Raw genomic sequence first — 12,979 nt, 5'->3', positions numbered from 1 at the left:
TACGTGGCGGGTCATCCGGCTAGTAGCAGTATCCCCGCCGCGCCCAACGCGATCGCCTTGACCGCCTCCAAGCCGATGTAGGCGTAGTGACCGCGGGACCGCGGGCCGTCACCGCCTGCGAGCACCTGGTCGGACCGTCGGGTCAGCCGGGGACGCACCGCGATCAGCTGGACGGCCAACGCGACGAACGCGACGCCATACGCCGCAGTGAGCCGCCCCGGTGTCGGACCGGCCACCACGATCGCCATGATCACCAGGGCGAAGCCGACCTCCACGGTGTTCAGCGCGCGGAAGACCAGGCGGCCGATGCCCAGCCCGATCTGCAGCGTCACGTTGGGCGCCCGGAATTTCAGCGGGGCCTCGAGAAAAGAGATGGCCAGGACCATGCCCAGCCAGACGAAGGTGAGGGCGACGGCGATCGCCGGCCCGGTGCTCATCGAGCGGTCTCCTCTGCCGCGCCCGGCGCGCGCAGCCGGGCTACGCACAGATCCGGTTCGACGAAAGCCTCGAGCCGGTCGACCGTGACGTCCGCCCCCCAGGTCTCCATGGCTCCCTGCATGAGCCCGAGATGTATGGGGCACACGACCTCGGTCCGGGTCTCGGCGAGTTCCAGGAACGGGCAGTGCCGCAGGCCGATCTGCGCGTCGCCGTTGGCGGCGCGGCGCTCGGGCGCGAATCCGAGCTCGTCGAGCATGTCGAACAGGCGGTCGACCGCCTCCTCGGCGCCGGTATCACCGTCGGAGGGCGATTCCATCCTCATCCCCCACGCCCGCCCCGCGGCCAGCGCCTTCATCTCCGAATTACGTTCGGCGGCAAGGGCCGTGCTGAGAATCTCGGCAAGCATCCGGTAGTGCCGCGTTCCGCCGCGATCCATCTGCCGGACCGCCTGGAACATCAGCGGCGGACGGCCGGGCCCCTTGCGGTCCGGCGCCACCTGCTCCACCTGACCATTGCCGACGAGGACGTCGAGGTGGAAGCGGACGGTGTTGGGATGCACCCCCAGCGCGTCGGCAATCGCCAGGATGCTCGTCGGCTTCGCCGTCGCGCGCAGGAACCGCAGCACCTCACGGCGGCGGCCGGCGGACTCTCCGATCGGGATGATCTCGCTCACGCTCCTAGCGCATCGTCGGCTCGCGGGTGGCCCGCCACCAGAGGCGTGTCGACACCGAGAGGTCCGATCTTGGCGGCCCCGCCGGGCGATCCCAACGGCTCGTCCCGGCCCGGCAGGGTTTGGGTGAAGAACGCCTCATTATCGGCCAGGTACGGCCTGAGCGCTTCGGGAAGGTCGTCTTCGTAGTAGATCGCCTCCACCGGACACACCGGCTCGCACGCCCCGCAGTCCACGCATTCGTCCGGGTGGATGTACAGCGCGCGCTCGCCCTCATAGATGCAGTCGACCGGACACTCCTCCACACAGGCCCGATCCATCACGTCGATGCATGGCTTTCCGATCACGTAGGTCACGCGCTAGAGTTTACACAATGGCACTTGTGAAAACTAGACGGAAGGCGGCAGACCCATGGCTGGCTACGAGCTTGACGTGCGGCAGTTGCGCAAGCCGGACAAACACCCCACCATCTTCAGCGCGTATGCCGCCCTGGCGATCGGCGAATCGTTCGTGCTGGTGAACAACCATGACCCCAAGCACCTGCGCGCCGAGTTCGATGAGGACTACCCCGATGGCTATGGGTGGGAGTACCTCGAAACCGGTCCCGAGGTCTGGCGGATCCGGATCACCAAGCTCGTCGCTCCACTAGGCTCGCCCGAAACCGTGAAAAACCTTCTGCGGCGGGAGGTTTGATGATGGGTCGGCCACGCGGTGCTGCGCTGCCTTCGATGCCGGGGTCCAATCGGGCCGACGACGCGGCGCAGGGGCACTGGCTGCTGGCGCGGCTCGGCAAGCGGGTGCTGCGTCCGGGCGGTGTGGAGCTGACCCGCACCCTACTGCTGCGCGCCGAGGTGTCCGGCGCCGACGTCGTCGAGCTGGCCCCCGGCCTGGGCCGCACCGCCGCCGAGATCCTGCCCAAAGACCCCCGCACCTATGTCGGCGTGGAGTCCGACCCGGACGCGGCCGAGGCGGTGCGCCGCGTGGTGGCCGGGCACGGGGAGGTTCCGGGTCGCGTTCTAGGCAGGGACGCGGCCGACACCGGATTGCCCGACGCCAGCGCCGACGTCGTCATCGGCGAGGCGATGTTGACCATGCAGGGCGACGTCGCCAAGCACGCCATCGTCAGCGAGGTGTCGCGGGTGCTAAAACCCAACGGGCGCTACGCGATTCACGAGCTCGCCCTGACCCCGGACACCATCGCCGAAGAGATCGGCACCGATATCCGCCAGGCGCTGGCCCGGGCGATCAAAGTCAACGCGCGCCCGTTGACGGTCGCCGAATGGTCGCAACTGCTGGCCGGCCACGGCCTGATCGTCGACCACGTCGCGACCGTGCCGATGGCACTGCTGCAACCGCGGCGAATCATCGCCGACGAAGGCGTCATTGGTGCGCTGCGGTTCGCTCGCAATCTGCTCGTTCACCGCGACGCCCGCAGGCGGGTACTGGCGATGCGCGCGACGTTCCGCAAGCACCGCGACCAGCTGGCCGCGGTCGCGATCGTCGCAAGAAAGCCGGGCTAAGCCAAGTCGCCGCAAGCGATTACGCGCTGACTGCGGCCCGCCCGTCCAGCAGACCGGACTGCTGCAATGCGTCCCAAATGAACCGCTGCACGGGCCGTGAGCCGATGAACCCGGCGTGGCCGCCGCGATACCACACCATCTGCGGCTTGCCCCAGTGTTCCCACAGGCGGACGACCTGGCGGCGGGGGTGCACGACTTGATCGGCAATGCCCGCATAGATGAAACGGCCCCGCGCGGGCACCAGCGGGGTCAGCGAAAGTGGCGACACCATGCGGCCGATGGGTTCGGCCAGCGTGATCGTGTCACGGCGCGGGTCACCGGAACGCAGACCGGAATGCCGCCCGAGCAACTCCACCAGGTCGGCCACCGGAACACCCAGGATCGCGCAGGTCAGGCCCCTCTCCAGGCTGGCGACCAACGCGGCGATATAGCCGCCGAGTGACATGCTGTTCAGCCCGATCGGCGACTCCGGCTCCTGCAGCCGTATCCAGGACAGCAACCGCCTGATGTCCCACACCGCCTGGGCCGTCGCGTGTACGTCGTCAAGGACGTCTTCTCCCGGGAACACCGCAAGCTTGGGCAGGCCGCGCCCCCGCGGACCATGCATCGGCAGCACCGGCAGGACGACGTTCAGGCCGAGCTCCTCGTGCAGCTTGCGGGCGCGGAACAGGTTGAGATCGATTGCGGCCCTACCCATCTCGGTGCCGTGCACGCACACCAGCCAGGGGCGCGGCTCGGGGTGACGCAACAGCAGCGCGTACTCGCGCCTGTTCGCGGCGTAGCTCAACCAGCGTTCGCGTCCGGGTTCGCCCTCGTGTGGCGCATATCCGCTGTCGAAGGAGAGGCGCTGATGCGGATGTCTGCGCCCTTTGACCTGGTGCACGGTGAGGTCCGAAAGCGGCGGCGGTGCAACGAAAAAGCCCTTCGGCCGGTCCAGCCACCCCCTATCGGCGTAGAACTCCAAGGCCGCGACGACCTCGTCGTTGATCCGCTCGAACACCCTGGGCCGGCTGACCGGTCGGCGCGCCTTCAGCCCCAGCAGCACGACCTCGTCGCGAAACGCCTGCGCCGCCAGCGCCATGGTGGGTCGCGCGAGGGGAAGCCCGTCCGCCTCGCCGTCGAGGTAGTCGCGCCACGACTGGGCGACGTACCGGCCGGTGCGCGCGAACGGTCCGACCGCGCCGGCCGCCACCTGATGCGGAAGCCGGTAGCGGCGGCCGATGCTGGGTACTGCCATGACGCCCGACGCTAACACCCGTCAAGTTGGCATTTCGCGCACTTACGGCGAACCACCGGGTGGATTCTGATCACTTCCGGCCCGCAGATGTGACGCACGTCACTCGCGGGGTGCATGGAGCACCCGTTGGGCGCGTTCGAGGCTCTCGTCGATCAGGCGGTCGACGGCGCCGAAGTAGGTTTCCGACGGCGTCGTCCCGACCAGGTCGGCGATGACGCGCTGTTCACCGAGAACATCGGAGCGGCTGAGGTTTTCGGCCATCATGTCGGGATGCACCCGCAGCCCGGCCAGCAGTTCGCCGCACTGCGAGCCCGCGACCAAGGTCCGCCGCGCCAGCGTGCGCAGGGTGTCCCACTCGGCATGCCAGGCGCCGTCCGGGCGTTCGTCGTTGGCCAGCGCGGCGGCGGTGTGCAGGGTCGCGGCCAGTTGCGGCGCCGAGATGGCGGCGCGCCGAATCAGGATGGACAGCACCGGATTGCGCTTGTGCGGCATCGAGGAGGATCCACCGCGGGTCGCGGTGACGGGTTCACTGAGTTCGGCGATCTCCGGGCGGGCCAGGGTGACGACATCCGTGGAGATCCGGCCCCAGCAGTCGGTGCATGTGACGAACGCGTCCGCGGCCGCGGTGACCGGTGTCCGCGTCGTCTGCCATGGCGCTCGGGTGGGCAATCCCAAAAGCGTTGCGGTGCTTTCGATTACACCGTCGGAAAGTTCCGCCGGGTCCGCTGCGCCCGTGGTCAGGGTCACCAATTCCGTGATGGCCGACCGGGTTCCGGCCGCGCCGCCGATCTGGACCGGGGTTTGCAGCGCGCCGAGTCGCTCGCACGCGTCGACGATGCCGTTCAACCAGCCGGCAACCTTGGCGCCGAAGGTGGTCGGCGCCGCGTGTTGGGTGAGGGTACGGGCCACCATGGGCGTGGCGCGGTGGGTGGCCGCGAGCGTCGACAGCGTCGAAACCTGTTCGCGAAGCTGCGCGCTCAGCTCGTTCACGACGCCGCGCACGCCAAGCATCAGGGCGGTGTCGAGGACGTCCTGGCTGGTGAGTCCCCGGTGGATCCACCGGCCGATCGCAGGGACGCTGCGCTCGCGCAGCAGCGCGACCAGCCCGATGACCGGGTTGGCCCCGTCCTCGGCGGTCAGGGCGAGCTGCTCGCAATCACGCTCCCCCATCAACTGCCACAGGTCGGCGTCGGCGCCGTCGGAGGACGCCAGGCCGGCCGCGGACAGGGCGCGCAACCACGCCGATTCCACCGCGACCATCGCCCGCAGCAGCGCCTGATCCGTCATGTGCTCGCCGGCGCGGTGGTCGCCAGGCCACAACAGGTTGGTCATCGCCGATCGTCCCGGTAGGTCAGGAACACGGTCTCGTTCGGCCCCTGCAGGTGGATGTCGAACCGGTAACCTGGCCGCCCCGAGGCAGTTTCGGCGGCACACACCAAGGTGGCGCGCCGTTCGGCGGGGATGCTCGCCAACAGCGGATCGGCGTCCAGGTCACCCTCGGGCAGGTAGGCCCGGGTGAAGAGCCGGTCCAACAGCCCCCGCGCGAACACGGTGATCGCGAAGAACGGCGCCCGCCCGCCCACCGAGCCGGGTGTCACCGTGGTGAAGCCGTAATGCCCGTCGACATCGGTTGCCGCCCGGCCGAATCCGGTGAATCCGGCGCAGCGGTCGCGGCGCAGCGCGCCGGCCGCGCGCGGGATGCGACCGGCGTTGTCGGGTTGCCAGAGTTCGACCAGCGCATCCGGGATCGGTTCGCCGGCACCGTCATACACCACGCCGTGTAGCCGGACGGCATCGGCGTGGTCCGCCAGCTCGCTGCCGCCGGGGTACGGCAACGCGAGGCCAAAGAAGGGCCCCACGGTTTGCCCTGGCGTGCAAGCCAATTCGGTCATGGCTCGGTCCAGGTTCGGCCCGTGCCGGACAGCACGATGTCCCATCGATAGCCGGTCGCGTACTCCGGCTCGGTGAGGTCGTGGTCGTAGCGCGCGATCAGTCGTTGCCGCGCCGCGGGGTCCAGGATCGATTGGAAGATGGGATCCAGGTCGAACATCGGGTCACCGGGAAAGTACATCTGGGTGACCAGTCGCTGCGTGAAAGCCGTTCCGAAGACCGAGAAGTGGATGTGCGCCGGCCGCCACGCGTTGCGATGATTGCGCCACGGGTAGGGGCCGGGCTTGACGGTCAAAAACCGGTAGGTGCCGTCGGGCCCGGTCAGGCAGCGGCCGGCGCCGGTGAAGTTCGGGTCCAGTGGGGCCGGGTGCTGGTCGAGCTGGTGGCGGTAGCGCCCGGCGGCGTTGGCCTGCCAGATCTCGACCAACTGGCCCGCCACCGGCCGGCCGGCAGCGTCGAGGACCCGCCCGGTGACGATGACGCGCTCGCCGATCGGCTCGCCCCGGTGGCCGGCGGTCAGGTCGGCGTCGAGGGGGTCGACGTCCTGCTGGCCGAAGCACGGCGCGCAGCGTTCGACCTCCTCGGGGTCGACGGTCACCAGCAGGCATTTCGGATGACGCAGCACGCTGCCGCGATAGGGCGGGTAATCGAGCCGCGGCCCCACCGCGCCGTCGGTGCGCCGGTATTGGGCTGCGACGGCGGCGATCTCCGCGCTGATCTCGCCTTGCGACGCGACACGCTCCGGTGCGGCCCTCACGACCGTGACGGTACCCCCTCCCCCCTTGCGTACTCGGGCTGACGCGGTAGCTTCGGCGCTGTGATTACCGGGGCCTTCCTCGCCGAATCGGCGTCGGTGGTGGATAACAAACTCTGCGTGTCGGGTGGCGTGCTGTCCGGTTTCAAGGTCGGGCCGGATCGCCAAGTCAAGTTCATGCTGGTGCTGCTCACCCAGAGCGAGACCGATAGCCCGGTCCGCCAGGTGGACGTCGAGATCATGCCGCCCACCGATGCCGAACCGCTCACCATCGAGTACGAGCTGCCGGAAGCAGCGGCCGGCGGCGAAATCGGATTCGCGTTTTTCAACGTCGAGGTGCGACTGCCCACCGATGGCCGTTGGGTGTTCGTGGTCACCTGCGGCGCCGGCGTGACGTCGCTTCCGCTGAACGTGACCAGCTGAGGTCTGTTACAGCGCGCGCACCAGCGCCGCGCGGCCCTTGGTCCGCAGCTTGTGCAGGGTGGAACCGCGCAGTTGCTCCATGCGGGCCGCCATCTTCTGGCCCAGCTCGTCGATCTCCGCGTCGCTGATCTTCAGCTCCGGTGGCGCGGGAATCAGGTCGCGCTCCTCCTCGTCGGCGTGCGCCTCCAGGACGGTCTTGAAGGAGTTCCACTCGTCTTCGTACCCGGGCGCGCTCTGCGGGGTTCTCAGCAACACCGAAAGCTGGTCGACCACTTGGCGATGCTCGGCGTGGGCGATCGCGATCAGCTTGCTGGCCGCCGCCAGGGCCGGGTAATACAGATCGTCTTCGATGCGGAAGTGGATGTCGAGTTCCATCAACAGCTCGTCGAAAAGCGCATGCCGCTCTTCGCTGTTCACCGGCGCCTCGCTGATCTTGCGGCCCAGCCCCTTGATCACGATGTGGTGTTCCTTGAGCACGTCGTAGGCGTTCACTTGGCTCCCCCTCGTCCGATCCCGACCGCGCCGTCGAGCGGCGCACCCTGTCCGTCACCCCGCACCTCGACCATTCCGTCGACCAACCGGGCCTGGTAGCACGGCAGCGGGGCCGCCGCCGGCCCGCGCAGCACGTCCCCCGATTCGGCCTCGAACCACGAACCGTGCCACGGGCAGACGATCCGTCCGCGGTCGACCCAGCCGTCGGCCATCGGGGCCGCCAGGTGCGGGCAGAACTCACCGAAGGCCGACACCTCGCCGGGTTTGGTCTGGCACACCACCAGGCCGACGCCGTCCACCTCGACCCGCACCGGCTTGCCGTTCAGCGAGCTGGCCGGCAGCACCGGCGTCCACTCTTTGGTGCGCAACCGCGCGCCGGACTGGTCGATGCCGATGCCCGACTCGAAGACCAACGCGCCGCCCAGATAGCTGCCGGCCAAGGTGATGCCGTAGCCCAGCGCGGTGAACGCGATGCCGCGGCCGTGGCGGCCGCGCCGCCGGTCCCACCAGGACGCCGCGTACAGCCCGGTCGCCACCAGGTTGATCACGCCGTGCACCAGTCCCACGCGGCGGTCTTCCTCGTGCGTGTGCTGCCAATCGGTGACCCCGGTGACGGCCGAGCCGACGCTCGCGAGGATCCCCAGCCCGAGGGACCGAGACGCAAACCGCGAGGCGTCGAGGACCTCGGTGGCGGGCCGGCCCGGCAGCAGGCTCAGGGCGTCCAGGGCCACCGTCGTGCCGAGTGCCCCGCTCGTCAGTGACGCCAGCGGCGGGTGTGCCGGGTGCCCCAGCCACACGCCGTTGAGCGCATTGGCGACGGTGTTACGCGCACCCCCCAGCGCGTTGTAGACGAAGCTGAGCATGTGCTCCAGCCGATAGCTCGGCCGATCCAGCCACTCCTGACGCCCGATAGCGGACAACACTTGCGGACCAAGCTTCCGCAATCGACCACCCCCTGACCGGTCAGCCATCACACGAAATCCTCTCTGCAGCACAAAGTCAGCGGATACCCGCCGACTCTGCGATTACCCCTCGGTTTGGTCGCGCGCTTACCCGCGCTGAGGTTCAACGTCACCCACGGTATCCGCGGCGCAAGGGGCATCTTTGGGAGCGGGCTGTGAGTTTGCACAAAGACCACTGTGCAAACGATGAATCGCCCTTTCTACTAGCCAGAAGTTGATTCTGTAAAGCAGAATATGAGCGTGGGTCCGGCACCAGAGCTGTTCCAGAATGTGCGGCGGGGGATGATTCCCGCGCACATCTACAACGACGCCGAACTGTTCGCACGCGAGCGGGAGCGGCTGTTCGGCCGGGCGTGGATGTTCGTGGGCCACGAATCCGAGATTCCGCAGGACGGCGACTATGTCGTGCGCCGGGTGCTCGACGATTCCTTCATCATCACGCGCGATTCGAACGGAGATGTACGGGCGTTATTCAATATGTGCCTGCACCGCGGGATGCAGGTCTGCCGCGCGGAGATGGGCAACGCCTCCAACTTTCGCTGCCCTTACCACGGCTGGTCATACCGCAACGACGGCCGGCTCACCGGGCTTCCGTTCCACCGCGAAGCCTACGGAGGCGACGAGGGATTCGGAAAAAACAGCCAAACCCTGCTGCCCGCACCGAATTTCGCGAGTTACAACGGTCTGTTGTTCATCAACATGGACCCCGGTGCCGTGCCGCTGGACGAATACCTCGGCGACTTTCGGTTTTATCTGGACTTCTACACCAAACAGAGCGCCCAGGGCGTGGAGCTGCGGGGGCCGCAACGCTGGCGGATCAAGGCGAACTGGAAGATCGGCGCGGAGAACTTCGCCGGCGACATGTACCACACGCCGCACACCCATGCCTCGATCGTCGACATCGGCCTGTTCCGCGAGCCAAAGGCGCAGAAGCGCAAGGACGGCGCCACCTATTGGGCGCATCGCGGCGGCGGCACGACCTACAAGCTGCCGCCGGGCGGCTTCGAGGAGCGGATGCGCTACGTCGGCTACCCCGACGCGATGGTCGCCCGGATCAAGGACGCCTGGACGCCGCAACAACAGCGGGTCGTCGGCGAGGACGGGTTCATGATCTCGGCCGCCACCTGTTTTCCCAACCTGAGCTTCGTGCACAACTGGCCGAAGGTGCGCGATCGGGATGATCAAGTCCTGCCGTTCATCTCGATCCGGCTGTGGCAGCCCATCAGTGCCAACGAGACCGAGGTGTGCTCGTGGTTCGCCGTCGACGCGAGCGCACCCGAGCAGTACAAGAAGGACTCGTACAAGGCGTATTTGATGTGCTTCGGGTCGACCGGCATGTTCGAACAGGACGACGTGGAAAACTGGGTGTCGTTGACCACCACCGCCGGTGGCTCGATGGCGCGACGGCTACTGCTAAACAGCCGGATGGGCCTGCTGTCCGACGACCGTCCGGTGATCGAGGCGCTGCCGGCCGACGCCTTCCACGGGCCGGGCCGCGCGCAGGTCGGCTACAACGAGCACAACCAGCGCGAGTTCCTCAAGCTGTGGGCGGACTACCTGGAGTCGACGGCATGAGAAAACCGTTGCCGTTTAACGACACTCGACACCTGCAGGCGCATCAGTTCCTGGTCGACGAGGCCTACCTGCTGGACGCGCAATACTACGAGTCGTGGCTGGACACGTTGACCGACGACATCCGCTACGTCATGCCGGTGCGCGTCACCACCGCCCGCGGTGCCGGGTTCGGTAGCTCCCCCGGGATGGCGCACTTCGACGAGGACAAGTACTCGCTGAGCCAGCGTGTCGCGCGGTTCGCCACCGAGCACGCCTGGACCGAGGACCCGCCGTCGCGGCTGCGCCACTTCGTCACCAACGTGCGCACCTTCGCCACCGACGACGACGAGCGCCTCGAAGTCGAGTCGGCCGAGTTGCTGTTCCGCAGCCGCGGCGATGTGAACGAGAGTGCGCTGGTGTCCTGCGGCCGCCAAGACCTGCTGCGCTGGTGCGGCGATGGCTGGAAGTTGGCCCGGCGCAACATCATCGCCGACGAGGCGGTGCTGCGCATGCAAAACCTGGCGGTGTTCCTATGAGTGACGACGAACCCATCACCATCGCAAACGAATTCGCCGAAGTGCAGGTGCGCCGGGTGGACACCCGCAACGGGTCCCGGCTGCTGATCACCGCGCCGCGCACCGGACAGTGGATCAGCCTGGACGCGCTCGAGGTCGAAGCACTGACCCGGCAGAACACCCGTACGCTGACGGCCATGGTCGGCAACTCGCAGGGCCCGCTGCTGCCGGACCCCGAAACAGAGCCAGAGCCATGACCGACTGGCTGCGCGGCAAGCGCGCCCTGGTCGTGGGTGGCGGATCCGGGATCGGACGGGCCGTCATCGATGCCTTTCGCGCCGAGGGCGCGAGAATCGCTGTGCTGGAACGTGATCGGGCCAAATGCGACAAGCTGCGCGAAGAGTTGCCCGGCGTCCCGGTGATCGAAGGGGATGCCGTCACCCGGGAGGCCAACGAGCACGCGGTCAAGGTCGCGGTGGACTCCTACGGTGGTCTGGACACGCTGGTGAACTGCGTCGGGGTCTTCGACTTCTACCACGGCGTCGACGACATCAAGGCCGACGATCTGGCCACCGCGTTCGACGAGATGTTTCGCACCAACGTGCTCAGCCATCTGCAATCGGTCAAAGCCGCGGCGCCATCGCTGCGGGCCGGCGCCGGATCGTCGATCGTGCTCACCGAATCCACGTCGTCGTACCATCCCGGACGCGGAGGCGTGCTCTACGTGTCGTCGAAGTTCGCCGTACGCGGACTGGTTTCCGCACTGGCGCACGAGCTGGCACCTGACATTCGCGTCAACGGGGTGGCGCCCGGCGGCACCCTCAACACCGAATTGCGTGGCCTGGCGAGCCTGGGTCTCGACCAGGTCCGCCTCGACGACACGCCCAACCGGGCGCGCGACATGGCGGCGCGCACCCCGCTCAACGTCGCCCTCACCGGCGCAGACCACGCGTGGTCTTTCGTGTTCCTCGCGTCCGACCGGTCCCGCGGCATCACCGGCGAAACCGTCCATCCCGACGGCGGATTCGGTCTGGGCACATGACCGACCGTCTCGACGAGCAGCGCACCCTCGTCGCCCAGGGCTGCCGGGTCGCCGCCGCGCGCGGGCTGGTGGACGGCATCCTGGGCCACCTGAGCCTGCGTGTCGACGACGACCACCTACTCGTCCGCTGCCGCAGCGACACCGACACGGGCGTGGCGTTCACCCGTCCCAGCGACATCCGACTGATCAGATTCGACGGCAGCGCCGGCGCCGACGGCGAACTCGACGGCTACCGGGTGCCCAACGAGTTGCCCATCCACGTCGAGACCATGCGGGCCAATCCGGACCACCGGGCGGTCGCGCATCTGCACCCGCCCGCCGTCGTCGCCGCCGATCTGGCCGGCATCACGATCCGACCCATCTACGGCGCCTACGACATCCCCGGCGCCTGGCTTGCGCGCCGCGGCGTGCCGGTCTACCGGCGCGCCGTGCTGATCCGAAATGCGGGGCTGGGCAAGGAAATGGTGGCGGCCATGCGAGATGCCCCGGTGGTGATCCTGCGCGGCCACGGAATCACCAGCGCCGCCAACAGCATTCAGCAAGCCGTGCTGCAGGCGATCAGCCTCGACGCGCTGGCGCGGATGTCGTTGCAAGTGCGAGCGGCCGGCGGCACCCTGCGCGACATCGACGACGCCGACTGGGACGACCTGCCGGATCTGGGGCCCGCGTTCACCGCCGACGCCGCCTGGCGGCACGAGCTGGCGCGGCTCGATCAGCTCAGTTGATCACCAATCTCCTTGGCCGCCTTGATGAGTGCGGCGGCCACCGCGGGGTACTGAGAGTCGTCCAACCGGTTGCACGGAGCCGCGGCGTTGAGCGCGAGCCGCAGACCGGGAGCACGGGTGGGTATCGGAACCGCAACCGAGGCAACGCCTTCCTCGCTCTCTTCGCGGTTGACGGCGTAACCCCGGTCCTGGATCGCCGAAAGCTCGGCTTCCAATTCGGTGCGGCTGGCGATCGAGTGCGCGGTGATGCGCGCAAGCTTCTCGTCCGGCAGCAGCTGATGCAGCTCCGGGGATGACAACTGGGCCAGCATGGCCTTGCCCGTCGAGGTGCAGTGCGCCGGCATGATGCGGCCCAGCCGGGAGGCGACCCGGACCGCGGCCGGGCCCTCCACCGCCGCGACGAAACGGACGTTGGCGCCGTCGAGCGTCCCGACGTGAATCGACTCGCGCAGGCGTTCGCTGAGGCTGCGCATCACCGGCAGGGCGGTCGCGGGGACATCGATGCGGCCGAATATCGCGAACGCCACGCCGGTGAGCGCGGGACCGGGCAGGTACGCCTTCGACACCGGGTCCTGCCGGACGAACCCGCGGTAGGCCAACATCGCCAGCAGCCGGTGCGCGGTCGACGATGCCACACCCAGGTAGCGGGTCGCCTCGCTCAACCGGATCTGCGGCTGTTCGCCCAGCAGCAACAGCAACTTGAGCGCATTATCGACCGACTCGATCGGATACTGCGGCGCCATGCCAGTGACGGTAC

18 protein-coding genes are annotated in these 12,979 nt (G+C 68.2%); 8 read left to right on the top strand and 10 right to left on the bottom strand.

Annotation, left to right across the window (positions count from 1 at the left end; genetic code table 11):
- Positions 1-11 precede the first annotated feature (11 nt).
- The 3 genes from G6N66_RS09970 to fdxA are packed head-to-tail and all read right to left on the bottom strand — an operon-like array spanning position 12 to position 1,464.
- Positions 12-437 (bottom strand): hypothetical protein, encoded by a 426-nt coding sequence (locus G6N66_RS09970; RefSeq protein ID WP_085231583.1) that lies wholly within the window; start codon positions 435-437, stop codon positions 12-14.
- Positions 434-1,111 carry a helix-turn-helix transcriptional regulator gene (locus tag G6N66_RS09965; RefSeq protein ID WP_085231584.1) on the bottom strand — a complete coding sequence of 226 codons (678 nt, stop codon included), beginning with the start codon at positions 1,109-1,111 and terminating at the stop codon, positions 434-436. The genes G6N66_RS09970 and G6N66_RS09965 overlap by 4 nt, the downstream gene beginning before the upstream one ends.
- Positions 1,108-1,464 carry a ferredoxin gene (fdxA, locus tag G6N66_RS09960; RefSeq protein WP_085231585.1) on the bottom strand — a complete coding sequence of 119 codons (357 nt, stop codon included), beginning with the start codon at positions 1,462-1,464 and terminating at the stop codon, positions 1,108-1,110. The genes G6N66_RS09965 and fdxA overlap by 4 nt, the downstream gene beginning before the upstream one ends.
- Before the next feature lie 55 nt (positions 1,465-1,519).
- Here fdxA and G6N66_RS09955 point away from each other — a divergent pair, with 55 nt between their 5' ends.
- Both G6N66_RS09955 and G6N66_RS09950 read left to right on the top strand, forming a co-directional pair.
- On the top strand, positions 1,520-1,801 hold the full coding sequence (locus G6N66_RS09955) for a DUF2249 domain-containing protein (RefSeq protein WP_085231586.1): 282 nt from the start codon (positions 1,520-1,522) through the stop codon (positions 1,799-1,801).
- A gap of 2 nt (positions 1,802-1,803) precedes the next feature.
- A complete protein-coding gene (locus G6N66_RS09950) occupies positions 1,804-2,628 on the top strand; it encodes a class I SAM-dependent methyltransferase (protein WP_085231587.1) in 825 nt (274 codons plus the stop codon).
- Positions 2,629-2,647: 19 nt separating this feature from the next.
- Here the strand turns inward: G6N66_RS09950 and G6N66_RS09945 are convergent, their stop codons facing one another.
- From G6N66_RS09945 to pcaH, 4 genes are all read right to left on the bottom strand, one after another.
- Positions 2,648-3,865 carry an alpha/beta hydrolase family protein gene (locus tag G6N66_RS09945; RefSeq protein ID WP_139825073.1) on the bottom strand — a complete coding sequence of 406 codons (1,218 nt, stop codon included), beginning with the start codon at positions 3,863-3,865 and terminating at the stop codon, positions 2,648-2,650.
- Positions 3,866-3,964: 99 nt separating this feature from the next.
- Complete coding sequence (locus G6N66_RS09940; RefSeq protein WP_085231588.1) at positions 3,965-5,197, bottom strand: lyase family protein; 1,233 nt, start codon at positions 5,195-5,197, stop codon at positions 3,965-3,967.
- Positions 5,194-5,757 (bottom strand): protocatechuate 3,4-dioxygenase subunit alpha, encoded by a 564-nt coding sequence (gene pcaG / locus G6N66_RS09935; protein WP_085231589.1) that lies wholly within the window; start codon positions 5,755-5,757, stop codon positions 5,194-5,196. The genes G6N66_RS09940 and pcaG overlap by 4 nt, the downstream gene beginning before the upstream one ends.
- Positions 5,754-6,512, bottom strand: coding sequence for a protocatechuate 3,4-dioxygenase subunit beta (gene pcaH / locus G6N66_RS09930; RefSeq protein WP_085231590.1), 759 nt, complete (start codon positions 6,510-6,512; stop codon positions 5,754-5,756). Before pcaH ends, pcaG begins: the two co-directional genes overlap by 4 nt.
- 60 nt (positions 6,513-6,572) lie before the next feature.
- Here pcaH and G6N66_RS09925 point away from each other — a divergent pair, with 60 nt between their 5' ends.
- Positions 6,573-6,932 carry a hypothetical protein gene (locus G6N66_RS09925; protein ID WP_085231591.1) on the top strand — a complete coding sequence of 120 codons (360 nt, stop codon included), beginning with the start codon at positions 6,573-6,575 and terminating at the stop codon, positions 6,930-6,932.
- A gap of 6 nt (positions 6,933-6,938) precedes the next feature.
- Here G6N66_RS09925 and G6N66_RS09920 read toward each other — a convergent pair whose 3' ends face one another.
- Both G6N66_RS09920 and G6N66_RS09915 read right to left on the bottom strand, forming a co-directional pair.
- Positions 6,939-7,424: a hemerythrin domain-containing protein gene (locus tag G6N66_RS09920; RefSeq protein WP_085231592.1), complete on the bottom strand. Its 486-nt coding sequence runs from the start codon at positions 7,422-7,424 to the stop codon at positions 6,939-6,941.
- Entirely contained in the window at positions 7,421-8,395 is a 975-nt protein-coding gene (locus G6N66_RS09915) for a Rieske 2Fe-2S domain-containing protein (protein ID WP_085231593.1), read from the bottom strand. Before G6N66_RS09915 ends, G6N66_RS09920 begins: the two co-directional genes overlap by 4 nt.
- 273 nt (positions 8,396-8,668) lie before the next feature.
- On the opposite strand from G6N66_RS09915, the gene G6N66_RS09910 reads away from it, so the two are divergent.
- From G6N66_RS09910 to G6N66_RS09890, 5 genes are read left to right on the top strand one after another with little or no spacing between them, the layout of a single operon-like run.
- On the top strand, positions 8,669-9,961 hold the full coding sequence (locus tag G6N66_RS09910; RefSeq protein ID WP_232079486.1) for an aromatic ring-hydroxylating dioxygenase subunit alpha: 1,293 nt from the start codon (positions 8,669-8,671) through the stop codon (positions 9,959-9,961).
- A complete protein-coding gene (locus tag G6N66_RS09905; RefSeq protein ID WP_085231595.1) occupies positions 9,958-10,476 on the top strand; it encodes a 3-phenylpropionate/cinnamic acid dioxygenase subunit beta in 519 nt (172 codons plus the stop codon). The genes G6N66_RS09910 and G6N66_RS09905 overlap by 4 nt, the downstream gene beginning before the upstream one ends.
- Positions 10,473-10,712, top strand: a complete 240-nt coding sequence (locus G6N66_RS09900) for a dihydrodiol dehydrogenase (RefSeq protein ID WP_085231596.1) — start codon at positions 10,473-10,475, stop codon at positions 10,710-10,712. Before G6N66_RS09905 ends, G6N66_RS09900 begins: the two co-directional genes overlap by 4 nt.
- On the top strand, positions 10,709-11,497 hold the full coding sequence (gene hcaB, locus G6N66_RS09895) for a 3-(cis-5,6-dihydroxycyclohexa-1,3-dien-1-yl)propanoate dehydrogenase (RefSeq protein WP_085231597.1): 789 nt from the start codon (positions 10,709-10,711) through the stop codon (positions 11,495-11,497). The genes G6N66_RS09900 and hcaB overlap by 4 nt, the downstream gene beginning before the upstream one ends.
- Positions 11,494-12,222, top strand: a complete 729-nt coding sequence (locus G6N66_RS09890; RefSeq protein WP_085231598.1) for a class II aldolase/adducin family protein — start codon at positions 11,494-11,496, stop codon at positions 12,220-12,222. The genes hcaB and G6N66_RS09890 overlap by 4 nt, the downstream gene beginning before the upstream one ends.
- On the opposite strand, the gene G6N66_RS09885 is transcribed toward G6N66_RS09890, so the two are convergent.
- Complete coding sequence (locus tag G6N66_RS09885; RefSeq protein ID WP_085231599.1) at positions 12,210-12,965, bottom strand: IclR family transcriptional regulator; 756 nt, start codon at positions 12,963-12,965, stop codon at positions 12,210-12,212. The genes G6N66_RS09890 and G6N66_RS09885 overlap by 13 nt on opposite strands.
- Between the last annotated feature and the right edge of the window lie 14 nt (positions 12,966-12,979).

The organism is Mycobacterium conspicuum (genome assembly GCF_010730195.1).
GTDB classification, from domain to species: Bacteria; Actinomycetota; Actinomycetes; order Mycobacteriales; family Mycobacteriaceae; genus Mycobacterium; species Mycobacterium conspicuum.
Note: the sequence above shows the minus strand (reverse complement) of the source record. Positions and strands in the feature narration are given on the sequence as shown.